The organism is Nostoc sp., assembly GCF_036916575.1.
GTDB lineage: Bacteria > Cyanobacteriota > Cyanobacteriia > Cyanobacteriales > Nostocaceae > Nostoc.
This window is the reverse complement of sequence record NZ_JBALGC010000143.1, coordinates 1-25,532: the sequence shown is the minus strand read 5'-3', so window position 1 is coordinate 25,532 and position 25,532 is coordinate 1. Positions and strand designations below refer to the sequence as shown.

The 25,532-nt window shown below is 40.8% G+C and carries 19 protein-coding genes and 3 pseudogenes; 14 read left to right on the top strand and 8 right to left on the bottom strand.

Annotated features, from left to right (window positions below):
- The first annotated feature begins 21 nt into the window (after positions 1-21).
- The 3 genes from V7L29_RS31910 to V7L29_RS31900 all read left to right on the top strand — a co-directional run bounded on the left by V7L29_RS31910 (position 22) and on the right by V7L29_RS31900 (position 3,087).
- Entirely contained in the window at positions 22-1,182 is a 1,161-nt protein-coding gene (locus V7L29_RS31910; RefSeq protein ID WP_334693431.1) for an iron-siderophore ABC transporter substrate-binding protein, read from the top strand.
- Positions 1,183-1,237: 55 nt separating this feature from the next.
- Entirely contained in the window at positions 1,238-2,458 is a 1,221-nt protein-coding gene (locus V7L29_RS31905; protein WP_334738005.1) for an acyl-CoA dehydrogenase family protein, read from the top strand.
- Between the two features lie 110 nt (positions 2,459-2,568).
- Entirely contained in the window at positions 2,569-3,087 is a 519-nt protein-coding gene (locus V7L29_RS31900) for a GrpB family protein (RefSeq protein ID WP_334693165.1), read from the top strand.
- Positions 3,088-3,364: 277 nt separating this feature from the next.
- Here the strand turns inward: V7L29_RS31900 and nifE are convergent, their stop codons facing one another.
- From nifE to V7L29_RS31880, 4 genes are all read right to left on the bottom strand, one after another.
- Complete coding sequence (gene nifE, locus V7L29_RS31895) at positions 3,365-4,750, bottom strand: nitrogenase iron-molybdenum cofactor biosynthesis protein NifE (RefSeq protein ID WP_334738004.1); 1,386 nt, start codon at positions 4,748-4,750, stop codon at positions 3,365-3,367.
- Between the two features lie 512 nt (positions 4,751-5,262).
- Positions 5,263-5,418, bottom strand: a complete 156-nt coding sequence (locus tag V7L29_RS31890) for a hypothetical protein (RefSeq protein WP_334738003.1) — start codon at positions 5,416-5,418, stop codon at positions 5,263-5,265.
- Between the two features lie 348 nt (positions 5,419-5,766).
- Entirely contained in the window at positions 5,767-6,144 is a 378-nt protein-coding gene (locus V7L29_RS31885) for a hypothetical protein (RefSeq protein ID WP_334693168.1), read from the bottom strand.
- Between the two features lie 21 nt (positions 6,145-6,165).
- On the bottom strand, positions 6,166-6,573 hold the full coding sequence (locus V7L29_RS31880; RefSeq protein ID WP_334693169.1) for a hypothetical protein: 408 nt from the start codon (positions 6,571-6,573) through the stop codon (positions 6,166-6,168).
- A gap of 607 nt (positions 6,574-7,180) precedes the next feature.
- Here V7L29_RS31880 and V7L29_RS31875 point away from each other — a divergent pair.
- From V7L29_RS31875 to V7L29_RS31865, 3 genes are all read left to right on the top strand, one after another.
- Positions 7,181-8,626, top strand: a complete 1,446-nt coding sequence (locus tag V7L29_RS31875; protein ID WP_334693170.1) for an NAD(P)/FAD-dependent oxidoreductase — start codon at positions 7,181-7,183, stop codon at positions 8,624-8,626.
- Between the two features lie 215 nt (positions 8,627-8,841).
- Positions 8,842-9,153, top strand: a complete 312-nt coding sequence (locus tag V7L29_RS31870) for a hypothetical protein (protein ID WP_334738002.1) — start codon at positions 8,842-8,844, stop codon at positions 9,151-9,153.
- 379 nt (positions 9,154-9,532) lie between these two features.
- Positions 9,533-11,935, top strand: a complete 2,403-nt coding sequence (locus V7L29_RS31865) for an FAD-dependent oxidoreductase (protein ID WP_334738001.1) — start codon at positions 9,533-9,535, stop codon at positions 11,933-11,935.
- A gap of 10 nt (positions 11,936-11,945) precedes the next feature.
- Here the strand turns inward: V7L29_RS31865 and V7L29_RS31860 are convergent, their stop codons facing one another.
- Entirely contained in the window at positions 11,946-13,013 is a 1,068-nt protein-coding gene (locus V7L29_RS31860) for an NAD/NADP octopine/nopaline dehydrogenase family protein (protein WP_334738000.1), read from the bottom strand.
- Positions 13,014-13,518: 505 nt separating this feature from the next.
- On the opposite strand from V7L29_RS31860, the gene V7L29_RS31855 reads away from it, so the two are divergent.
- The 6 genes from V7L29_RS31855 to V7L29_RS31830 all read left to right on the top strand — a co-directional run bounded on the left by V7L29_RS31855 (position 13,519) and on the right by V7L29_RS31830 (position 18,929).
- On the top strand, positions 13,519-14,769 hold the full coding sequence (locus V7L29_RS31855) for a substrate-binding domain-containing protein (RefSeq protein WP_334737999.1): 1,251 nt from the start codon (positions 13,519-13,521) through the stop codon (positions 14,767-14,769).
- 32 nt (positions 14,770-14,801) lie between these two features.
- Positions 14,802-14,945, top strand: a complete 144-nt coding sequence (locus V7L29_RS31850) for a hypothetical protein (RefSeq protein ID WP_334737998.1) — start codon at positions 14,802-14,804, stop codon at positions 14,943-14,945.
- Between the two features lie 48 nt (positions 14,946-14,993).
- A complete protein-coding gene (locus tag V7L29_RS31845) occupies positions 14,994-15,872 on the top strand; it encodes a substrate-binding domain-containing protein (protein ID WP_334737997.1) in 879 nt (292 codons plus the stop codon).
- Between the two features lie 336 nt (positions 15,873-16,208).
- Complete coding sequence (locus V7L29_RS31840; RefSeq protein WP_334737996.1) at positions 16,209-17,087, top strand: substrate-binding domain-containing protein; 879 nt, start codon at positions 16,209-16,211, stop codon at positions 17,085-17,087.
- A gap of 64 nt (positions 17,088-17,151) precedes the next feature.
- Positions 17,152-17,850: an ABC transporter permease gene (locus V7L29_RS31835; RefSeq protein ID WP_334737995.1), complete on the top strand. Its 699-nt coding sequence runs from the start codon at positions 17,152-17,154 to the stop codon at positions 17,848-17,850.
- Positions 17,847-18,929: an energy-coupling factor ABC transporter ATP-binding protein gene (locus tag V7L29_RS31830; RefSeq protein WP_334737994.1), complete on the top strand. Its 1,083-nt coding sequence runs from the start codon at positions 17,847-17,849 to the stop codon at positions 18,927-18,929. The genes V7L29_RS31835 and V7L29_RS31830 overlap by 4 nt, the downstream gene beginning before the upstream one ends.
- Before the next feature lie 89 nt (positions 18,930-19,018).
- Here the strand turns inward: V7L29_RS31830 and V7L29_RS31825 are convergent.
- The 3 genes and pseudogenes from V7L29_RS31825 to V7L29_RS35705 all read right to left on the bottom strand — a co-directional run.
- Positions 19,019-19,999, bottom strand: a pseudogene (locus tag V7L29_RS31825) (IS701 family transposase).
- Positions 20,000-20,400: 401 nt separating this feature from the next.
- Complete coding sequence (locus V7L29_RS31820) at positions 20,401-20,994, bottom strand: TetR/AcrR family transcriptional regulator (RefSeq protein WP_334693179.1); 594 nt, start codon at positions 20,992-20,994, stop codon at positions 20,401-20,403.
- An 826-nt stretch (positions 20,995-21,820) separates the two neighbouring features.
- Positions 21,821-22,279, bottom strand: a pseudogene (locus V7L29_RS35705) (IS1 family transposase); the annotation flags it as partial.
- A 206-nt stretch (positions 22,280-22,485) separates the two neighbouring features.
- Here V7L29_RS35705 and V7L29_RS31815 point away from each other — a divergent pair.
- Positions 22,486-22,602: pseudogene (locus V7L29_RS31815) on the top strand (transposase); the annotation flags it as partial.
- 364 nt (positions 22,603-22,966) lie between these two features.
- Positions 22,967-25,532 (top strand): NACHT and WD repeat domain-containing protein (locus V7L29_RS31810; protein ID WP_334737993.1); only part of this gene is annotated, 2,566 nt, incomplete at its 3' end.

Here is a 25,532-nt window from a genome sequence, read left to right as displayed (position 1 = left end):
AGAGCATACAACAATATATCGATGGGTGTAGGAGTTGAAAAAACAGACATTTTGTTCTTTGCAAGTTTTTGCAATACAACCTTTTGCACAGTCAAGACGCGATCGCTCTACCATAACCTATATTTTCTTCACTTTGTCAATAGTATGCTTAAGTTCTGCTTAATTGTGCTGCTCACGCTCTTGGTGATTTCTGCTTGCAGCTCCTTTGGTCGTCAATCACCAAACCGCGATCTAGCCGTCGTTCCTTCAACTCAAACATCATCTGCACCCGTCCACGTAGTTAAACACGCAATGGGTCAGACTCTAGTTCCCGTCCATCCTCAACGAGTTGTCGTCATAGATCCGTGGCTAGTGGAAATACCTCTAGCTCTAGGAGCCAATCTGGTAGGTGCTCCAGATCCAACTAAAACTCTCCAAGGGCTAGGGTTAGAGGATAAGCACCCAGGCGTTGAAAACATTGGTGCGGTTCTGACACCACCGAACATGGAAAAGGTTATAACTCTCAAGCCGGACTTGATCTTGGGCACGACGCGGAACCGGGATACTTACAGTTTATGGTCTCACATTGCACCTACCGTTTTACTGAAGGTGCAAAGCAATGGAGACTGGAAAAAACCGTTTATGCCAGCAGCAAAAGCTCTGGGTAAAACCGAGACAGCAAAACGTTTAATGGATAACTATAAAGCACGTTTAGCCGAATTGAAACAAAAGATGGGTTCCCGACTCAAAAAAACTTTAGTTTCCGTCGTGCGCCTGATCCCACAGACAATTAACCCCTTAACTAAGGGTGCATTCTCTGGAGTAATTTTAGAGGATGCTGGTTTAATCCGTCCTGCTTCGCAAAATCTGGATGCTAAAGCCACTCAAAAGAAAGCGGGCAACCCTGTTGGCTACAATATCTCTCCAGAGAGCCTTACCCAGATAGATGGTGATATCCTATTCATAGTGCGCTACGGCTTCAAAGACCCTACACAGTCAAAGATAGCTGTCAATCAACTTATGGCAGAACCTCTGTGGTCAAAGCTTAATGTTGTTAGGCAGGGTAAAGTTTATGTAGTTGATGATTATTATTGGCTCACAGGTAGCTACATATCAGCTAATCGAGTGATTGATGATTTATTTACTTATATTTTGCAGTCATTTCAGAAGGTAGAAGGAACCCACTACTTACAAAAATTATAATAAATCAACTGGTGCAAGATTAGCTACTAAAAACAAGTTTATGAAACTCTATTAGATGATATTCAATCTAACTCTCAACAAGCTAAATCTGATTGAGCGTATTAGCCAACTTGCAAGCGATAAGTTCGCCTCTCGCGCCGCTAGTTATGACCACAATGCTAGCTTTCCAAAAGAAGATTTTGCAGACCTTTTTCAAGCAGGTTTGAATGCGCCTGCTGTGCCAACTGAATACGGTGGTCTAGGGTTAGGACATGATCGCGATATCTTTACCCTGTGGATGATGACTAAGGAACTGGCAAAAGTGGATTTATCCCTAGCCCGTTGCTGGGAAGGACACGCAAATGCCCAAGTTTTACTAACGGCTATGGCTAATGAGTCTCAGAAAATGCGCTGGTTTGAGGGTATTGTCCAGCGTGGCGAGATATGGGCGGCTTGGAGTGGAGAACCTCAATCTCAGATTCCAGGTCAAAAAGCCAGCCTTGGCACAAGTGTGCAAGTGGTAGATGAGGGATACATCATTGATGGCACAAAGGTATTCGCCACCAGTGCCCCAGAAGCACAGTGGGCAATTCTCTTGGTCAACACAGAAACTGCTGGGGGAGCGCGTCATAGTAATAGCTCACTAACATCAGTATTATTACTAGCCTGCAATCTATCCGACCCTAGTATTAGCTTTGATGATAGTTGGTGGCAGCCAATAGGAATGAGAGGTACAGTGAGTTACTTAGTTCGCTTTGAACATACTTTCATCCCTAAAGAAAACTTGATTGGCTATCCAGGACAGTATATCGAGCAGGAGTGGCAAACGCGGTTTACACCTCAATATGGCGCTGCTTTTCTAGGAGCTGCTGAAGGAGCCTATGATTATGCTTTAGCATACATCAACAAACAAGAAAAAGGACACGACCCCTACATACAACACCGAATTGCTAAGGCAGCAATTAATATAGATGCTATGCATCTCTGGCTGCGGCAAGTAGCCACTCTTTGGGAAACAAGCCAGGTTTTACAGGCGAAACAAGCAGGCAATCGTGCCCGTTATATAACTGAACAACTGGCTTTAGAAACGGTAAATGACTGTATAAATGCTTGTGGAGCTCGCTCCTTGATTCAACCGAGTCCTTTGGAGCGAATATTGCGAGATTTGTCCTTTTATGTATTGCACGATAATTGCGATCGCGTTTTGGCTTCAATTGGTCAGGAGATTATAGGGCAATCGTGCGATCGTGCCTATTTCAACAGCAACTCAACTAGCCAAGAAAACCTTACGGAGTAGGATATTTATAATAAAGTTTTGGACAGATTAATTATAGATAAGGGTGCTAATTTAACAGAGTAATTTTGATCAAAATTACATAATGTTTATTAGGGGGTGGCACTTCTTTAATGCCTGAACAGATTGTCATTGTTGAATATGATCCTAGCTGGCCCTCACTCTTTGAGAAGTTGAAAACTCCTGTGGCTGAAATTCTTGGCGAAAGCGCGTTAGCTATCGAACATGTTGGCAGCACATCCGTGCCTGGACTTGCTGCCAAGCCAATTATTGACATGGATGTAGTGGTGCCATCAACTGCCTGCATTAGAGCTACTATCCTTGCACTCGCCACCCTTGGATATGAGCATCAGGGCGATCTCGGTATCAAAGGGCGCGAAGCCTTTCTCTGGCCATCGAACACACCGCGCCACCACCTCTATGTTTGCCCACGCGATAGCAAGGAACTCCGTCGTCACCTATTGTTTCGTGACTACCTGATCAAATATTCCTCCGAAGCGCATAGATATGCACTCCTCAAACGTGAACTGGCGCAGAAGTTCGCGTCGGATCGCCAAGCATACACTGATGCCAAGTCTGAATACATTCAAATGATTACTGAACGGGCGTTGCATGACCTTGAAGCAATCTGAATAACTAGACATTTGACCCAATGTATGGATATTAAAGCAAGTAATTTTAATAATTATTTACAACTTGTCCCATTTGCCACGTATTTTGGCATACCCCCTGGTTTCCACGCCACTTCCTTCAACGGGGGGAACCCCCCTTCAGGTTCGCCAGTTGCCTGCGGAGGGAAACCCTCCCGCAGCACTGGACTCACCGCAACGGAGTGGCTCCCTATGAGCGACTGCTAGCGCAAAGGAACGCAGGTCTTGCCAAAGAAAATTCGCTACAAACTCGTAAAATTCAGCAATGCCAGATTTTTTCATCCCAAGGAGCAGGTTTGGTAACTTGCTCCCACACAGGACTATATAAAGCTTCATACAATTGTCGTGCCAGTTCAATCAACCCTATATAACCGGTGTAGGCATGATGGCGTTCATGGTTAACATCCAAAAAAGGAATTTGGGCTTTGAGTGCTGTATATTTATTGCCAGTCCCACTAATCAAGATATCAGCTTTTGTATCCTTCAGTACTTGTAATAGTGCTTGCGGGGTTGCTTCGTGCAAAATAATGCCATCTTGACCGAGATATTGTTTAATTTTGGCTTTCTCCTCTTGTGTGGTCTTAGCGTTAGTGCTAGCAATCACTTCCATTCCCAAATCTTTAGCGGCTAAAATAATCGACCAAATTTTTACACCACCAGTACAAAGAATAATCCGCTTACCTTTCAACCGCGCACGGTAGGGAGCTAGTGCAATATTTAGAGTTGCGTTTTCTTGTGCAATTAACCGTTCTGTACGTTGTTGAAGATATTTATCCCCTAATGTTGCTGAAATATTTCGCAAGCAATGGTTTAAGTTTTTTATACCGAAGAAAGATTCTTCAATATAAGGAATTCCATAAAGTTCTTTCATTGCTTGCGCCATTGGCAGCACAACATTTGAGCAAATGACTACATTCAACTTGGCACGATGAGCATAGCAAATTTCTTGATAGCGAGCATCACCCGTAATTTTGGAGAGAACGCGTATACCCAATCTCTCGAATAGTGGTAAAACATTCCACAAATCACCAGCAACGTTGTACTCACCAACAATATTGATATCGAAAGGGGTGGTAAATTCTGGTTCTGCGGTTCCGATTACATATTTCAATAAAGTTTCATTGCCAATATGATTACCTAAATTTTTACTACCCAAAAATCCAGGAGAATTTATATAGATAACCGGAATATCAATTTTCTGTGCAGCAAGTTTACAGACACTATCGATATCATCACCAATCAAAGCGGTAATACAAGTAGCGTAGACAAAAATAGCCGCAGGATTATAGCGTTGAGCAACATCGAGAATAGCTTTGTACAGTTTCTTTTCACCACCAAAAATGACATTATTCTCGCCAAAATCAGTAGTAAAAGCAGTTTGATATAATTGAGAGTCTGACGAGAGACTACCATGAGTTGCCCAAGGATTATGAGTACAACCAATACCACCATGTACTAAATGAACAACATCAGTAATAGCTCCGACAGAAACCATCGCTCCATCTAAAGGACAATTTCCTTGGCTTGCACCTGGTTGTGGTAGTTTTGTGCAAGTTAGTTTTTTCTTGTCACTCAATTTTTTTTGCTTATATTTGCAAGCTGTTTCGTTGAGTGGTTCGTTAGTTGTTACTTGAGTATTTTTCATGCGTTTCCTCGTACTGAAGATTAATACAAAAGAGTCAAGATTTAGGAGTAAAAAGGCGTAGTGTCTTTAACAAAGTTATTTATTAGCCTAAAATCTGCTCTAATAAGCAATAGCTGAAATCTTTAATTCGAGTAGCACGCATCTTACTAATTACAGTTTTTGCTACTGACAGCACAAACATAAAGTTTTTGAAAATCGTTCTTTGGCTTGAGCGCTGACACTCATTTGGCAGACAGTCATTTAATTTGTCAAGCTACACAAAAAATATTGTTTAAGTCTTTGCATGATTGGAATAAAAATTCTTGAATTCACTTGACTTTCAAATCTTAACAATGATTGTAAATAATAATAGTAAAATTTATGACAATATCGTAAAGTGACGTTAATTTTTTTAGGATAAGTCAAGTTATAAACAGACAGTTTTGTCTAGGTAAAAAAATATAATTATTTTGAGATTCACACGATATTTATAATGAAAATAGACAGACTGTTCTAACTATATTAGTGATAACTTAACTACGTTTCATCCCTCCTGATAACTGATGGGGATATTTATTAACAGCTGCTGAGACTCCCACTAAGTCAAGATATCTTACAGCTTCAGCAATGGCGGCTTTACCAGCAGCTTTACCTGTAGTCTCAAGGGCATAAATAACATTTTGCAGCACAGTCTGCCAAGGTAGGAGTTGTTCAAAATCCTGAAAGACAACGATCCGATTTTATCGGTGTTCTAGGGGGATTTAGGTTTCAGGCTTCAGTGCCGTAAGTCCTGTATACATTGTTGAACTTATTACAAAAAGGGAGTCAGGACTGCGATCAACAGCTCTAACTCCCCATCCTCTACAATTATTATCATTCCTCTTGAGTGAGGATTTTATTTTTTGGAAATCCCTTATCACCCAGTCCTTGAAAATATGGATAATGATAAGGCTTTTAGTTCCAGCGTTTAGATGGGTACACGTTGTCTTTGGTGTTAAACTCTAGACTTTTTGTACAGCAAGGCTTGTGAAGCTCTTTTAGTCCACCTGATAGTAAAACTCTCGACAGAGAAAATTGGGTTGGCTGCCATCCTTAAACTTGTGAAAGGCAGCAATGACCCACAAACCTTTGTTCATGTTCGCTGCTAACAAGGATTCTACTGAATCGCGATCAAATTTCGCACTGAAAGCTTTCTCATTTATATTATCTACAAACGGTGTCACCTCAGTCTCACCCCAATCTTTGAGAGACTGGGCGCCATAAGCGTGCATAATAATTTGCTCATTATGCTTGGTTAAGATAAATTTCTCGATCCATTTAGTCTTTGTGTTCGAGTTTATCCAGGTTCCTAAAAAAGGCGTGAAATCGATCGCATTGTCCTGGGGCTGGTTTCCGTAAATTTCGTTTCGCTCCATCTTAAAATCTTCCTCTTGTAACTAACGATGATAAAACTCACGGGCAAAATGATCGGTTCGACCGCTACCATCTACGTAGCGGGTATAGGACTGAATGACCAAGATTCCCAATTTTTGGTTTGCCACCAAATGTGTCTCAACCCCGTCTAACTTGTAAAAAGCGTGGAATCCTGCTGCTATAAGTGAGGTTCCCGCAGCGTAAGGCACTGCTTCAACCTTACCCCAGTCAATTGGATTGGGTTCGTTGGCTCCATAACCTTGAAACGTCAGGCGACCGTCTTGCTCAGTCAGAACTACCCGCACCAAATAATTAGTATCCGATTTAGTATTGATCCAGTTACCGACTAGAGGTGAGAGTTCTATCGGCTCCTTGGTACTAGGGCGTTGGTCAGCCTGCATATAGTATGCGTATTGAGTTGTTTGTGTCACTAGCTAACTCTCCAATGAATAAATTGCAGCATTTTAATAATAAATATAAACTAGTTCTTAGCGTACATATAGCTGAAATAATATTTTATTAATAAATTAAGTTTACAGAGACTGACCTACATTAGCGAGTGGCAGGAAAAAAATATTTTCTGAGTACAATATTTTATAATTTCTTAGCTGTATTTCATTAATATTCTCCCTGCAATAATTACTACTCAAGAGCTATTTAAAAATTATCGTAACCAGATTATTTAAGTAATTATTCTTTCCCTTTTTTGCTAAGAAAGATGTGACTAATCTATAGCTCTCTTTTTGGTGAAGGTATTGATATGTAAAAAGCTTCTGATTCTATGAAGTTAGAAGCCGACCCGCGTTTTGTGTGTTTAAATAACTGGAGTCTAGACTAAATACGAGGGTAAAAAGATAACACCCTGGAATTATTGGTAGGAAGATTTTGAATCTGTTGCCTAATTCTAAAAAATTGGTATAACTTTGACTACTTTCATTATTTTTCAATTGTTCTAAATAAACAGCAACGAAGATCATAATTCTGCTACACCTTTGTTAAGAGAAGTTACAAGGCTTTTAACACAAGGAAATATTTTTTATGGTAGTTTCACTTGAGAAGAACGTACCACATCAGGTTGTAATCATTGGTGGAGGCTTTGGTGGACTGTATACAGCAAAGACTCTCAAGAAAGCGAATGTTAATGTTACTCTCATCGATAAACGTAACTTTCATTTATTTCAGCCGCTTTTATATCAAGTTGCCACAGGTACGCTATCACCTGCTGATATCTCCTCACCATTACGATCTGTATTCCGCAAAAGCAAAAATACACGAGTGTTCTTGGGAGAAGTAAATGATATCGATCCAGAAACCCAAGAAGTTATTCTGGGTGATAGAACAATACCCTACGATACATTAGTTGTTGCCACAGGTGCTAACCATTTCTATTATGGTCACGATAACTGGAGACCATTGGCTCCTGGCTTGAAAACTGTTGAAGACGCCATAGAAATACGTCGCCGGATATTTTCGGCATTTGAAGCAGCAGAAAAAGAAACCGATCCCGAAACACGCCGTGCTTGGTTGACCTTTGTAATTGTCGGTGGTGGCCCTACAGGTGTGGAATTAGCGGGTGCGATCGCAGAGTTGGCACATAAAACTCTCAAAGAAGATTTCCGCAACATCGACACCTCAGAAACTAAGATTTTGTTATTGCAAGGAGGCCAGCACATCCTCCCTCATATGGCACCACAGTTATCAGAAGTAGGAAAAGTATCCTTGCAAAAGTTGGGTGTGGTAGTCAAAACAAACACCAGGGTGACAAATATTGAAAATGATATCGTTACTTTTAAGCAAGGCGATGAAGTTGAAGAAATTGCCTCAAAAACTATATTATGGGCAGCAGGTGTGAAAGGTTCCTCTATGGGGCAAGTTTTAGCAAACCGCACAGGTGTAGAGTGCGATCGCTCTGGGCGTGTGATTGTAGAACCAGACTTGACGATTAAGGGTTATAAAAACATCTTTGTCATCGGAGATTTAGGCAACTTCTCTCATCAAGATGGCAAACCCTTACCTGGTGTTGCACCCGTAGCCAAACAACAAGGAGAATATGTAGCTAAACTCGTTCAAAAACGCCTTCAAGGTCAAATACTACCACAATTTCGTTACAATGACGTAGGTAGTTTGGCGATGATTGGCAAAAATTTAGCTGTTGTAGATTTAAGCTTCATTAAACTCCAAGGTTTGGTTGCTTGGATATTTTGGTTAGTCGTTCATATCTACTTCTTAATCGAGTTTGACACTAAATTAGTAGTAGTATTTCAGTGGGCATGGAGTTATATCACTCGTAATCGTCGCTCTAGATTGATTACAGGTCGAGAAGCTTTGGAAGAAACGAAAACTGTTACCAACAGCACTAATTTGGCAACTAAAATCGTTAACCCTCCCACTCAACCAACACCTCATTCACAATTGCAATCTTACACTGCGGATATCGAAGCAGCAACTTCCTGGTTAACATCATCAAAACTGGGTCATCATTAAGACAACCTTTGCTCTCAATACCTGTAAATTGGTTTTCTCTTTTTCATTTTCAGCCACAGGTGCGGCGGCATAATTGCCTTCTGTTGCGAACAAGACAGTTTTCTCGCACCTACTGAAATGAAACGAATAGTTAATGAATAAAGCCTGCAAAAGTGTAACCATGTTTTGTGTTGTTAACGGGAGAAAAGCCAACACAACCGAAGGAGTAACCCTCAATGACTCAATACCAAGACTTCATAGCTGTCGCTTCTAAATTTATTGAGTACGACCCTGACGCTAACTGGATATTTCGCTACATCGTTGATGGACTCACCAACCACGGATTCAGCACTAAAATGTCTGAAACTTATACCACACTTGTCATCGGGCAAGAGTTCTTCAGTCCCAGTCAAAGCGATTTTACCTCTTATATCAATACTGCAATATCAGAGTTCCCACAGTTAAGTCCTGAAGGTCACACCTCACTGCTAGAAGTTACTAGTAAATACGTTCAGGACTATTATCACCCACAAGTTGATACACAATAGACCTCTTGCAAAAGTCCTGATTTTAGACACTTTCTCTGTGCCTCTGCGCCTCTGCATGAGGCAAAAAATATTTATGCAAGAAGTCTATTTTCTTACCCCACCCTAACCCTCCCCTTATAAAGGGAAAGGGGAGGAACCAGTTTCCCCCCTTATAAAGGGGAGACTAAGGGGGGTAATAATTCGGTTAAAATCACAACATATCACTTTTAAGATAACCTCTTAATTATTAATCGAAAATATTGCTAAGTAATACTCGCAATAAATACTAAATGCTAAAAATATATTAACCATAAATCGAGCTAAAAAAACTCAAGTTAATATTATTAATTGACCAAGCTAATGCATTTGATTTGTACTGCAAAAAAAGCGAGAATCTTTAATGAGTAACCTATTGCCGGACACTGATGTAAATATTTTAGTAATTGGGGCGGGAGTAAGTGGTCTCACAACTGCTATATGTTTGAGAGAAGCAGGTTTTAGTGTTGTGATTGTTGCAGATCGTTTTGCCCCAGATTTAACGTCTATTGTGGCAGGTGCATTGTGGGAATGGCCACCGGCAGTCTGTGGTAGTCATGGTGCTCCCAGGTCTCTGGAACGCTCCAAAGAGTGGTGTATGACTACTTATAATAAATTCAAGAAAATACACGCAGAGTTTGGTTCAGAAGAAACAGGACTTTATTTAAGGGATGCGTATTTCTATTTCAAGGATGTTTTGGAAAATCGACCTGATGACCTTCGCAAAATGAATGAGTTGAAGGATAAGGTTGATGGATTTGAAAGAGGCTTACAGATTGTCAAAGAAACGATTGATTTGAGTTTTAAAGGAGGTATAAAAGATGCTTATAAACACATGGCTCCGATGACAAACACCGATGTTTACATGAAGTGGTTACTTCAATACGTAAAGAATATTGGATGTGAGATTATCCAGGAAAAAATCACTACCAATGTAGTTGAAAATGAACAGGAATTACTTCATCGTTTTAATGCAAGAGCAATTGTTAACTGTGCTGGACTAGGTTCGATCGCAACTACAGGGGATACTTCCATGTATCCCTTGAGGGGCGCACTTGTTAGGGTTAAGAATCTGGGGAAAGTTGTCACAGACGCTCATTGTATTTCCCACGAAGAATCTTCTTCAAATGAGCAAGACATCGTTTACATAGTTCCTAAAGGGGATGATTTGGTAGTCTTGGGAGGATTAACGCAGCAAGACGAATGGGATACAAACCTATCTCTTGAGGTTCCAATTATCAGACAGATGTATGATAGTTGTTTGGAGTTTCTACAGGAATTAAGAGAACTCCCACTAGATGAGAAGGAGCCTGTTAGGACTGGTTTACGGCCATTAACAGAGGAAAATGTTTGTGTAGAAAGAGTTTTAAACACACACGTATTTTATAATTATGGACATGGAGGGTCAGGAGTAACTCTGTCATGGGGATGTTCACAGGAAATTCTCCAATTGATACAAAAAATGCTCCATGAGGAGGTAAATCCAGTTGCCTTGGACAGTAGTAAGGTAGATAGCAATAAACAGACTGTTTTTGTACTGCATGATATGCTTCCCTACGAAACTGATTTTAAGCATATCCAATCGGATAATAGAAATCTGATTTTACTCTGTAGTAGACGAGGACTCAGTAAGGTTGTACCCTCCCAGTATCAGTACTTGGATCTTGTGCAGATTGTAGAACCTTATAATTTGCAAAATCTGCTCCAAACTTATCAACAGATTCAGACTAATTATAAACTTTTGGATAACAATCGGATTGTTACCAATGATGAATATTCAGTATTGTTAGCTGCACAGTTACGTGAAGCTTTAAATTTGGTAGGCGATCGCCCAGCAACAATCCGTCAGTTTAGCGATAAGAGTTACCTCAAATCTGCCCTGAAAAATTCCTTAATTCGAGTACCAAAGTATCTGATTTTTGCTCAAGACCAATACCGTCAAGAGCCAGTTTCATACTTAAATTTTGTTCAACAAGAACTAGGTAATCACATCTTTATCAAACCAGTTACTGGAACTGGAAGTGAAAAAACTAAAATAATCCATACTGTTGATGATTTGAAAGCTTGGTGTAACAGCAATGCATATTCAGATGAAGAATTTGAATTCAATGAATTCATTAAAGGTCAATTATACAATACAAGTGTTGTGATCAAAAATGGTCAACCTTGTTATTTTGCTGCTTGTAAGCACTATCGACCGAATGATGAGTTTATTCATGGCGCTCGAATCGGCAATATTGTTGTTAGAGAAGAAGAGCCAGAATTTCAGAAACTTTGGCAATTTTCAATTAACACGTTACAAAGTTTAGAACACGGTTATCCCCAAAATGGTGTAATCAATATTGATTTCTTCTTACAAGAAGGTAGCGAAGAACCAATTCTGATGGAAGTAGCTGCACGCAGTCCTGGAGAGCTTGTCTCAAGAATGTTTGAGATATATCAAGGGGTATGTCTAAACGAGTTACATCTCCAATTACAGATTGGAGATTCCCCTGACATCATTCTCAAGGACAAGAATAAGTGGAAGTACAGTGCTTACTCGATTTATCCCAAGCAAGACGGTGTTGTTACAGCAATTGAAAAGCCAATTCTCGAAAGTGATGTGAAAGTTTATTGGCAGATTTATTTGGAAGAGAAATTGAATAAATCGCAAAGTATGATGGATGTTGCCATTGGCATTGTTTTGAGCCATCATGACTTTTCAATTCTTCAACGGGATTATGAGATAGTCAATTCTACCAATTTCTACAATACTAAGAAAACGTGAGTTCGATGAGTTAAAGTTCTTGAGCGAGCTGATGCCGATCCAATTCTAGAAACTCAGCGTTCCACTCCAAAGGGATGTCAAGGAACTTATTTCCGATTGTGATGCAACTGTCTAGAAATGGTGTTTCTACTCTAGCTAGGCGAGCTAATACTTGTAGGGGAAAACAGCCATAAGGCAGATCCTCAACTAAATAGCGGTGATGAGGATTATACAGCGTCGTACTGGAGTAGGCTCCAACCTGCTGCATATGTTCGTAAAGGGACGATCCCGTGGTTCCGTATGCGATTTGATAGTGGCTTTTGATATCAATTAAGTTAGGCACTTCCAGTGCTTCACCTACTGCAATGCGATCGCGATCTAGGTGGTCGATAAGTCCAACAGTACGGTGACCAAGGTTATGATAAGGGTTGTAATCCTCACCAGATTCCCATTTAGCTAATGAAGTCAGAAGCAAGGGAAGGTGGATAATGTCATTAACTTTATTGAGATTAATTTCTAATACCGAGGTCGCAGCGCATAAATTACTAAAGACAGTTTGGTAAGCGCTCACAATCCGATCTGTCATCATTTGATTCTGAGCTGACACAAAGAACTTTTTAGTGAGCGTACTAATCTTAACTCGATCCTCCATATTACTGCGACTGACAAAAGGAGTATTATTGACATCAGCCACAACAGGCAACTGTTCCCTAGCTATTCCCAATCTCTGGAGTACCTGACAAAAAACTCGACTTGCAAAGCGACTAGCACAGAAAACCAGAATATTCATTTGAGGATTGACATATTCAGCTAAAATCTTGGCGTAGGGTTCGATGTCTTGACCGCGACAACATATCAATACATTGAGTGGTAGCTTACCACCATTTAGTGCCGCCAACTCATAAATGTTATTGGAACAAGCTGCAACTCGATAACTTCCGGGAGAAACCGATCCAATTGAGTGAATGGTTCTTGTCTGGGCAACAATAGAAGAACGTCGAGAGAAAAGGTAAACACTATATCCTTGAGTACTCAAATAGACAGCTGTTGCTAAACCAATGTGTCCTCTGCCTACAACCAGGTAGCTATTTTGTAGCATTATCCGAAAACCATAAAAAGGGATACCTTAAATTCACCACTTGCATAAAAATTTTGTCTGGGCGTTGCTAAATCCAAGTGTGAATCATGCGCTTGCCTCAAGGCTGCAAGCGTTGTGCGCCTGCATTGGCACATAACCTTGGAGCGGATTTATTACTTAAGCAACGCCATCTGAACACGCGATCGCTAATAAAAATCTGATGGTTAACATCTGGACACAGGTACGTTGCCTGAAAATTTTTCGGCTTCAAATCGTTCATCTTTACTACAAAAAGTAAAAAAATATGTAGCTATAAATACACTTATCGCGAGAAAATCCCAGAAAAACTTTTTATTGTTTAGCAATTATTTTAGCGATGTGTATGGTATGCTTGCTACGGGTAGATAAAAAACAGTAATAAACTAACAAAAAGTCTGAAGTTACTTGACTTCCCGCAAAAACAAAAATCTGGCAATGTCAGCTACGGCTTTTTGTAACGGAGAGAAACAGCCTCATAAAGCAGGATATGAATATTTGCAATAACCTGAAGGCAATTAGAAATCGTCTGGGCATGAGTCAACAAGAATTAGCTAATATAACTGGCGTAACCCGCCAAACTATTGGTGCTGTGGAAACGGGACAATGTGCGCCTTCTGTTACTATTTCCTTGCGTTTAGCTAAGGCACTTGGTTGCCAAGTTGAGGACTTATTCTGGCTAGGAGAGGAGGATTTACCCAAAATTGAGGCGATTCTTGCCGATTCGACCCCTGATAACCAGCAATCACAAGTTATTCTAGCACGGATTAGGGATCGATGGATAGCTTATCCCCTATTAGCCAGAGATGCTTTTCGTATCGAAATGATTCCATCTGATGGTGAGGTAGTTGCAGTGAGCCACCCCATTGTAGGGAGTGGCGATAGCGCAAGCGGTAGCAACATAGGAGCATCACCTCTAAGGGTGGACGGGTTCCCCAGTATAACGAGGAACGAGCTTTACCCTGAGGGTGAAGCACAGAGCCAGACAGGTACAAATAAAGTCCAGGTTCGGCTTCTGGATGATATGGACAAGTTGCACAACACAGTTGTGATTGCTGGTTGTACACCTGTGCTTTCCCTTTTAGCAAGAGCAACTGAACGCTGGCATCCGCAACTGCGAGTTCATTATCGTTTTGCCCATAGCAAGGCTGCATTGCGTAGTTTATGCCGAGGTGAAGTTCACATTGCAGGGATGCACTTATACGATCCCCAAACTGGGGAACATAACATTCCCTTTGTGCAAGAAGCCTTAATAGATAAGAGTGCTGTCTTGATTACTCTTGGGGTTTGGGAAGAGGGCTTGTTAGTTCCACCTGGAAACCCAATGAAAATTAAAACAGTTTCCGACTTAGTAGAATTTGGAGCAACTGTTGTCACCCATGAAGTGGGTTCTGGCAATCGGATGCTTTTAGAACGGAAACTTCAAGAAGAACGAGTGCCATTAGAGGTTGTGAAAAGCCTCAATCGCATCGTTCACAACCATCAAGAGGTTGCCTTATCTATAGTTTCAGGAGTTGCTGATGCAGGTATCAGTACGGCATCTATAGCCGCTACCTTTGGTTTGGGATTTATTCCCCTTCATAGTGCGCGATACGACTTGGTGATTCTCAAGGAATACTTGGAAGAAGCACCAGTACAGCAATTTATCAATATGTTGGGAAATCGGCTAGTGCGCTCGCAATTACACATTCTCGGCGGTTATGACATCAGCAAGACTGGGGAAGTTGTAGCAAATATTTAAAGTCATGAATCATCACTTTATTATAAATAACCATGCCATTCAGATTAACGACAACACCTTGCTTGCGAAATGGCGAACAAGCCGCAAGTATAGCCAACGTTAAGGAAAAAATTGCGATCACTCTTAGGGTTCCCGTAGGCATCGCTCCTATGCTGTCTCAATGTGTTTTTGTGTAACACCCTATTACTCTGTCAATGCGTAAATCCTATATTTCCAGAGGTTCCATGATTCGGAGAATTTTCATTGCATTTTTGGCATGTTGCTTGGCGATTCTGAGTGCTGAAGCTAGTGAGATGCTAGGGAAGCAAAACCCAGCCATTGCACAGTCACCAACGAATAAAAATTTGATTGTGGGGATCACAACCAGCATTCAGGACAGTGGGCTGCTAGATGATTTAGTTCCGGCGATTGAAAAGAAAACAGGATATAAGCTCAAAAGCATTTCTGTCGGCACTGGACAGGCTTTGGCTCTAGCTGAAAAAGGTGAAGTTGATGCCGTATTCGTCAACTCACCTAAAGCCGAACGCAAAGTTTTGGCAGATGGTGCGGTAACTAATCGGCACTTGGTAATGCACAATGATTTTGTGATTGTCGGCCCAGATACGGATAAGGCAAATATCCGAGGCAAAAAGAATGCTGTAGAAGCATTCTCCTTGATTGCTAAAAACAAAACGTTGTTTATATCGCGGGGTGATGACTCAGGTACTAACAAACTAGAAAAAGATTTATGGCAACAGGCTAATATAAAACCATCTGGCAGTTGGTATCAGCAAACAGGTTTAGGAATGGCGGAAACTTTGCAAGTTGCTAATCAAAAACGGGGATATACCTTAGCAGATCGGGCGACATATATATTTCAGCAAAAAAACTTGTCTTTACCAATACTGGTGCAAGGAGACAAGAAACTGTTGAATTTGTACCATGTCATGCAGGTGAATCCTCTGAAATTCCCGAAAGTGAATAGTGCAGGAGCTATAGCGTTTATTAATTATGTCTTATCTGCTGAAGGACAGACACTGATTGCAGCTCACGGGCAAAAACAGTTCGGACAACAGCTATTTTATCCAGATAGCGGTAAAACAGAGAAAGATTACGGCTTTTAAAGAAACTTGAGCATCAGCTCATCAGGGTAAACGCATCAAAATTACTCTTGATCGCAACCAAGGTTAAGAACCAACAAAAAATCAGCATTTCTTGATGCGTTTGCCCTGATTAGATCGTCAAGGGTTGCTCAACTGCATGTTTCACCATTATTTTCCAATTTTTCATCCTTATGGGCAGACAAGAGTTCTGACTACAGCGATCGTTATGGAAGTATAGAAAGGAAATTACGATGTGGCGATGGCGATCGCATATATTTTACTCCTGATTACATACACCGTTATCGTATTGCTGACTATCCTACAGCATGACATAAATTATATATTCCTAGAGGTTCCATGATTCGGAGAATTTTCATTGCATTTTTGGCATGTTGCTTGGCGATTCTGAGTGCTGAAGCGAGTGATATACTGGTCAAGCAAAACCTAGCCATTGCCCAGTCCCCAGCAAATAAAAATGTCATCGTGGCAATGACAACCAGCATTGAGGATAGTGGGCTGCTAGATGATTTGGTTCCAGCAATTGAAAAGAAAACAGGATATACCTTAAAAAAGGTTGCAGTCGGCACTGGACAAGCTTTGGCTTTAGCTGAAAAGGGTGAGGTTGACGCTCTATTTGTCAATTCACCGAAAGCCGAACGCAAAGTTTTAGCAGGTGGTGCGGTGATTAATCGCCACTTGGTAATGCACAATGACTTTGTAATCGTCGGCCCAGATAGTGATAAAGCAAAGATTCGAGGGAAAAAGAGTGCTGTAGAAGCATTCTCTCTGATTGCCAAAAATCAAGCATTGTTTATATCGCGGGGTGATGACTCAGGTACTAATAAGCTAGAAAAAGATTTATGGCAACAGGCAAAAGTCACACCCTCTGGCAGTTGGTATCAGCAAACAGGTTCAGGGATGGCAGAAACATTACAAGTCGCTAATCAAAAACAGGGATATACCTTAGCAGATCGAGCAACATATATATTTCAGAAGAAAAACCTGTCTTTGCCGATACTGATGCAAGGAGATAAGAAACTGTTGAATCTTTACCATGTCATGCAAGTAAATCCTCAGAAATTTCCTAGAGTGAATAGTGCAGGAGCTAAAGCGTTTATTAATTATGTCTTATCTTCTGAAGGACAAAAACTAATTGCAGCGCACGGGAAACAAGAGTTTAAACAACCGCTATTTTATGTTGATGGCGGTAAAACAGAGAGAGATTATGGCTTTTAAAGAAAAAGCATTAGAATCATCAAGGGTTGCTCTACTGCATATTTAAGTATACTTTAACAGATTTGTGAATACAATCATCGAAGGAGCTTTGAAAGCTCTTGAACTATTAACCAATGGCAATAGTGATGTTTTTCAGGTGATGACAATGACATTGTTCGTATCTGGAACAGCTACAGCTATTAGCGTTTTATTGGGACTACCGTTAGGACTGTGGCTGGCATTAGTCGATTTTGTTGGTAAGCAGGCTGTGACTAGTTTGATTAACTTCGGCATGGGATTGCCACCTGTGGTAATCGGTTTAATCGTTAGTCTGTTTTTGTGGCGGTCTGGGCCATTGGGAAACCTTGACTTGATTTATACGCCCACAGCGATGATCGTCGCCCAAACAATTATTGCTTTGCCAATTGTCGCTGGGTTCAGTTTTACAGCAATTATCAGTATAAATCCGAAACTACGCTGGCAACTATTGTCAATGGGGGCGACACAGTGGCAAGCCAACTTGTTGCTAATTAAGGAAGCACGTTTAGGATTAATGGCTGCTGTCATCGCTGGTTTTGGTCGCGTCATCTCAGAAGTTGGTGCATCGATGATGGTGGGCGGCAATATTAAGGGACAAACAAGAGTTCTAACAACAGCAATTGTTACGGAGGTAGGAAAAGGAAACTACGATGTGGCAATGGCGATCGCCTACATTTTACTGTTCATCACATACACTATTATCGTGTTGCTAACTATCCTACAGCATGAAAGGAAAATTCTATGAGTACTAAAGAGTATGTCCTGAATATGCAACAGGTTAGCGTCGATAGTAAAACACGTAAAAATATCCTCTCAATTGAAAATTTGACAGTCCGTCCTGGGGAACTGGTCGCTGTGCTTGGCCCTAATGGCGCTGGCAAAAGCACTTTGTTAAGAACAATCAATCTATTGCAACCTTACCGTGGTGAGATGCAATTATTTGGTCAGGATGTCCGCAATGCCAATAAAACATTGTTGCGTCGTCGTTCGGCTTTGGTATTTCAAGAAACATTACTACTGGATGACACTGTTTTTAATAATGTTGCCAAGGCATTAAAGTTTCGGGGAACACCAACGCCCAAGATTCCGCAAAGGGTACATACTGCACTTAAAACTTTTGGCTGCGAACACTTGGCAAATCGCTCAGCTCGTTCGCTGTCTGGTGGTGAAGCAAAGCGAGTTTGTATCGCCTGCGGATTAGTAGCTGATTCAGAATTGCTGCTTTTGGATGAGCCTTCTGCCTCTTTAGATGTGGGAATACGTGCTGAGATTATTGAGAAAATTAGACAATGGGCCCAAGCTAGGGAAGCGGCAGTCATATTAGTAAGTCATAATTTTACAGATATATTGCATTTTGCTGAACGGGCGATCGCTTTATTTGACGGTTGTATTGTACAGGATGATAAATTGGAAACCCTGATGCGCCGACCAGCTAATGAACAGCTTGCGAGATTAGTAGGGATAGATAATGTTATTCCATGCCAGGTAGAACGGGGAAACCGTGGTTATTCAATCAAGCTCGCAAATGCTATAGAGTTTTTATACCCTGGCGAAGTGAAAACACCAATCACAGCTTGTTGTCTGTCTGGCGATGCTTTTTATCTTAATAATACAAGTTCCTTAATTCCACACCAGCCACAAGTAGTCACCATCGAAGGACGAGTGGAACGGGTTTTACGTGGTATCAGAAATTATACTATTTGGGTTAAAGTCAGGGAACAAAGTTTAATCGCTAGAGTACCTCAAAGTCATATATCCAGCGATGTGTATCCCCATGAAATAATAAAGCTAGCATTTAATGCGGCAGATGTACATTTTGTTTAGAAAAAATGGCGCTACTGAATTTAGAGACAAAATATAAAAATTAGCTATTCTCAACTTTTACTCTCTGCGTCTAACTTTCTTTTGTCACTCTAGGCAGAGGAAAAAGAGAAATAGTCTGACCAAAGGGATAAAAATAGATGATTGTGCAAGGTATTCATGATGCTAATCAGGTAAGAAAATCCGCTTTTTAGTTGGGGTATAGAAAATACCTTAAGCCAAGGTTTAATCAAATTGAAAAGAATGAAAGGTTGAACAATAAGACGTAAATTATTCAGGATATTCTTCCAACCATAACTTTCATCCCACAAAGGGTGTTACGCAAATATTCGGAGAATATAGCTGTGAGATTTTTGGAAGACACTTGAATGAAGGCTAACCATGAGATAGGTACTACAAACTATTTCCCACCATCTCTGAATCTGAGGATAATGAGTTAGCCGAAAATCTGCCCATCCCAGTTCATTTTTGCTTTGTTTGAGTCCATATTCTACCCATGCTCGTAACCCGTAAAGATTTCCAACTTCTGAGTATTTAATACCCGGAACATGCGTCATTAAAAACCAGGTTGAATTCTCTGGAAGCTTTTCCGTATCCGTCGTGACTTGCCAATAACGAATATCGCACCGCCTACCAAAAATAATCTCTCTAATATATCGAACTTCCTGATTACCATTCGAGAAAACACGGTCAAATTTTCGCCATTTGTTATACCTGACACTTTGCCCTTTTGGTAGCCAAACTCCGTGGTTACTACGTATAGCTATGACAAAATGGATTAGAATCAGCGATCGCTCCTTTAATACTCGCAGTATTAATTCTAATCTTCGCTTATTTAATGATTTTAACGACCACCGTGATCCTGTTAAAAAATGATTTATGAACTGCTGATTCTCTAACCCAACTACCTTGGCTATTTCTGGTAAGGTTTTCTTTTTTATTTGCGATATCATTCCCAAATGTAAGTTTCGGAAATTTTCAAAACTCCTAACTTCTGGAAATATGTTTCGGTAGATTGCACAATACTCGTCCACAAATTTAATGCTGGGTTTGGGGCTTCTTGGCTGTGTCATCCTCCCCTCCTGGCTTTCAGACCTCTTTTCTGATTTTACTCTTCCCAGAGTGACAAAAGAAAGTTATCCCTTTTTCATCACTCTGGTCAAATAAAAATTTTAACTAACTTCTAAACAAGGCACAGAAACTGGGTTTGGAGCTTTATTTTCTAACATTATGGACAAAATCATCTCTTTGGACTGAAAGTCTTGTGTAGTAAGGATTATTGTTTTATTCTATCATGAGAGTGATGAAAGAGCGTTATTAAAATCATCATCCCATACAAGCATTTTTTCAGGTTTCTGAATATATTTATCTATAATTAATTCCGAAGCACAATTTTCAAGAATTTGGCGAACGCTCCTGACTGCTCTGAATTAAGTTGCAGTGTGGTTTTTTACATTAAATCACAAAATAAACTTCATGTAACACCAGACTTTGGTGCTGTCTGGATTAGCGTTGCTGCTACTTTTTTTGCCTGTGAAGCGGTTGACCAACTTCCTTCCATCATCGCAACCACGATCGCACCTTGCACGATTAGAAGCAGTTGCCTAGCTAACTGTTCCGGTGATGAAAATTCTGCGGCTTGAGCTAGGCTTTTGATGTAATGGTAAATCGATTGTTGATGTTCTAATGCTACTCGATGTCCAGGGTGGTCAGCATTGGCTAGTTCTATTGAAGCATTAATGAATGCACAACCTCGGAAATCTGGGCCTTCAAACCATTCTCGCAGAGCATCAAATATTGCCAAAAGTTGTTGGGATGGGTTGGAAGTTCGTTGCTCAATCGTGGTTTTGAGCCATTCGTACCACTGTTCATCCTGTTGTCGCAGCCACGCTTCAATCAATGCATCTTTTGACTTGAAATGATTGTAGAGCGACATCTTAGCAACGCCAGATTCGGCGATGATTCTGTCAATACCGACGTTGCGAATTCCCTCTCGATAAAACAAGCTTGATGCCGTATTTAGGATGCGATCATGAACAGATTTACGGGTTGTTTTCGCTTTATTCATTTACATCACATCCTTGAATAATATGTATTTCTTAAACTTTCAAACGATAATAATGACAAAAAGTTTCTCAATTTCTCGATTGATTAAACCTAATGTTTAACTATTTTTTTGCAGTTAATTAATTAGTATGTTTACATATAAGTAACGTTTCTTATCGAAAACATTTTTTAAATATATATGCAAATCGGTATTAAACGAATAAATAATAAATTTCGTAAATCTTAAACTAATTTTATGTTTGGGTATTTTTTTTTTGTGATAATTAGGGTTTTTCAACCATATTAATGTTGAATTAAACTTCTTTTATCCAATTGCTTAAATTGCAAATCTTGTTATGGTCTGCTTGTTCTATTTTTTTTTCGCCCAAGCTTTGATTATTTCTAAAACTTGATAAAAAAACTATATGTAAAAAATCAAGGATTTATCCCAAAAGTGATTGATGAACTGTAAGCAGACCAAAGTCTCCCCAGAACTCTAGAACTGCTAGCGATCAAGTGCTTCCACAGGCCTCCAGAAACTTGTGGAGCAAGACCTTCAGTTCATCAAACCATTGCTTAACTTATGGGATTTGCATGGGATTTGGTTTTTTCACTACAGCACAAGTGCTTGGAGATCCTTTGTGCTTGAAGTGGTTTAGATTCCCTATAAATAAAGAATATCATACATCTGGCCAATTTACTTGCGCTGACAAATTAATTTATAAACAGTATTCGTGGTTACAATTAGAGGCTTAAAAGTTAAAAAATATCCAAAAATTTCATATCATAATCCTCTTAAATCAAGCTGTAAACCCAATCATTTAGAGCAGGGGAATAGAGAATAGCGTTAAACGGCTATTTTCGCCTTCTACTCGTGTCATGTAAGTCTTACTAACAATATGATCTTCATTGCTGATCAAACCAGGGTAAACTGGGTAACCATCTGTCACATAAAAATCAGAATGCCAACAGCTTATAATTTGCCACAAAAGCTTAAAAGTTTTGGAACTGCGGTCTTTTAAAACCCAAGCTATAACTCCCGAATTATGCTCCTACAACTGCTATCCACAACCAAATTTTGTTTTTTTACCTACAAAAGTTTCGAGTTCATCAACTTGAGTAATTTATGGTATTTCATTCTATTCAGGTGAATTAGGCAAGGTATTTCCCAGAGTTCTCACCTAATTTATTACAGTCGTATAATAGCGAAGCGTTAGCGAGTCCGCAAGCGTCTGTACTTTCTTTACTCGCTCAATCGCACGAAATCCTAAACCATTCACGTACATTTCTAAACACTCTTTTTTTAAGGGACTTCCAGAAAATAAAATATAGAAAAAACTCAGTATAAGAATAATTATTATTCTCATGCGGAGAGGGGTGGGGAAGGGGTCAGCCGTCGGCTGACCCCTTCCCCACCCCTATTTTTTGTAGTAAATTCAAAGATGGTTCCATTTTTAGGTGCTTGAGGTGTTCATAAAATTAAACGATCCGTTAAAAGATTTGTTGAAGGAAAGGTTGGTTTAATCAGTACCGTCGTCTCAGTAAGGATTATGAGCGTCTCCCTGAAATGAGCGAAGCTGCGATATATGCTGTTATGACTCGTATTATGCTGCGCCGCCTTGCCCTCTAAAGATTTACTTTATAAATGGTCTCTAAATTTTCGTTACATAGTTATAAATTTTCCCGCCGACTTACTTACACCCAACTGCACGTGCATAGCGCATTGGCTCTAAGTACAGCATTTCATGAATTCGTAGCGTTTTTAAACGCAGAGGGGCGCGGAGGTAAACGCAGCGAAAAGTTCTGCGGCCCTTTGCGTTTTAAAATAAACTCAAACATTTGGGATGCTCCCTGAGAAATTTGCTCTTATTCTGTTCTATTTCTATTGCATGAGTGCATAAGTTAATTTCGGTTTCATCTATAAGAATTCAGTATAAGTGTTTTTCATGTAGCACCTTTTTTGGCTATTTCGCATAAACTTTTACCCTTGTTCTATGGACTCAACCCAATCAATTCATAGTAATAACCCAGATGTCAAAACAATTTTAATTTTGGCAGCCAATCCGGAAGGTACTTCGAGGTTACAACTGGATAAGGAAGTACGAGAAATTGATGAAGGGTTGAGACGAGCTTCTAAGCGCAAGCAGTTTAGGTTAGAGCAGAAGTGGGCAGTACGTCAGCGTGATTTTTACCGAGCAATCTTAGATTACCAACCCCAGATTGTTCACTTCAGTGGGCATGGTGCTTACGTTGATGGCATTGTCTTAGGAAATGAAGCTGATGAGCTAGCGTTTCTCAACGCAGATGCGCTCTCCAGTATGTTTAAGTTATTTGCCACCAAGGGAGTCGAGTGCGTACTTCTCAATGCTTGTTATTCAGAAGTGCAAGCAGAGGCTATTAGCCAATATGTAAAATATGTCATTGGCATGAATAAAGCTGTGGGTGATAAAGCAGCTGTTGCCTTTGCTGTGGCATTTTACGATGCGCTCGGTGCTGGGGAAGATGTGGAGTTTGCCTATGAATTAGGCTGCTCTCAGATGATAGGTTTTTTGGAGCAGCAAACTCCGGTTCTGAAGAAAAATGAATTAACTAATGAGTTAACTGATGTCCCGACTACTTTTGAAACAGATGTTATTCCACCCAATCCTTACCAGGGATTGTCTGCTTTTAGGGAAGAGGATGCAGCTTTCTTTTTTGGACGGGAGACTTTTGTTAATGAGTTAGTTCAGACGACTCGCAAACAGCCTTTGGTAGGTGTGGTTGGTCCGAGTGGTAGTGGTAAATCTTCTATCGTGTTTGCGGGACTGATTCCGCAGTTGCGAAGTGAGGGAAACTGGCTGATTTCATCTTTCCGTCCTGGTAATCAACCTTTTTATCAGCTGGCTTGTGCGTTGGTGCGTTTATTAGAGCCAGAACTGAGTGAAACTGGACTACTGCGGGAAGCAGCAGGACTGGCAGGTAATATGCAGCAGGGTAGAATTACTTTGCAGCAAGTAGCGTCTCGCATCAAAGAAGGCAACGGTGGTAAACGTCTGTTGTTGGTTGCAGACCAATTTGAAGAACTTTATACCCTTTGCCAGAAGGAAGAACAAGAACGCTTTGCTGACGCTTTCTTGGAGGCTATTTCTCCAGAAATGACACTGGTTTTCACGTTACGAGCGGACTTTTACGGCTATGTACTTTCCTACCGTTTGTTTCGGGATGCGTTGCAGCAGTATACACCTCAGTTGTTGAGTTCGATGAAACCAGAGGAACTGAAAGCAGCGATCGCACTACCCGCACAAAAGCTGGAAGTGCAATTAGAAGCGCAACTGACGCAACGAATTTTGGATGATGTGGGACAAGAACCGGGTAATTTGCCTTTGTTGGAATTTGCTTTAACTCGACTGTGGGAGAAGCAAGAAAACCGGGTGTTAACTCACCACGCATACGATGAAATTGGCGGTGTCAAGAAGGCGATCACCAATCATGCAGAACAGGTTTATCAACAACTTAGTGGAACACAGCAAAAACAGGCACAGCGAATTTTTGTGCAATTAGTGTGTCCTGGAGAGGGAACGGAGGATACTCGGCGTATAGCTACTCATGCGCAGGTTGGGGAAGATAATTGGGGCTTGGTGAGTTATTTGGCGGGATATCAAGCGCGGTTGGTGGTGACAGGACGACGCGAAGACCTCACCCAGTCCTCTGGGACACCCCTCTCCTTAGCAAAAGGAGGGGTTGGGGGAGAGATTTCTTTTGCGGAAGATACGGTGGAGGTGGTGCATGAAGCGCTGATTCGGGAATGGGGAACTTTGCGAGAGTGGATAAATGCTAACCGTCAGTTTCGCACTTGGCAAGAAAGGTTAAAGGTGGCATTACGAGAGTGGAAAAATAACAACCATGACGCTGGGGCTTTGTTGCGTGGTGTGCCGTTAACTGTGGCGAAAGATTGGTTGCACAAGCGTGCAGAGGAAATGACGCAGGAGGAGCGAGATTTTATTCAAGTTAGCGGAAAACAACGGGATAGGGAGAAGCAGGAACAAGAGCGCACACGGCGACTGACAATTATCGGGCTAGGTAGCTTCTCTATAGTATCCTTGGGTTTAGCAGGTTTAGCCGGTGTGAACTGGTGGCGTGTTGCAATAAGTAGAATTAATATTCTTGCTAATACCTTAGATGTAGTTTTGCAATCAGATCCGCAAGAAGCCTTAAAAACCAGTTTAAAAGCTGTTGTGCTAATGCGGCGTACACCTTGGGTAGACGCAAATACCCGAACGCAGGTGGAAGTGGGATTAGTGCGTACAGTTAACAGCGTGAACCCACTAAACATCTTGGGAAGGCATAAAAGCTGGGTTTATGGCGTCACCTTCAGCCCCGATGGCAAGATGCTGGCTTCTGCAAGTTCTGACAAGACGGTGAAACTGTGGGATACCTCCACCTACAAAGAAATTAAAACCCTAACTGGGCATACAGACGAGGTTAATGGCGTCAGCTTCAGCCCGGATGGCAAGATGCTGGCTTCTGCAAGTCGCGACAAGACGGTGAAACTGTGGGATACCACCACCTACAAACAAATTA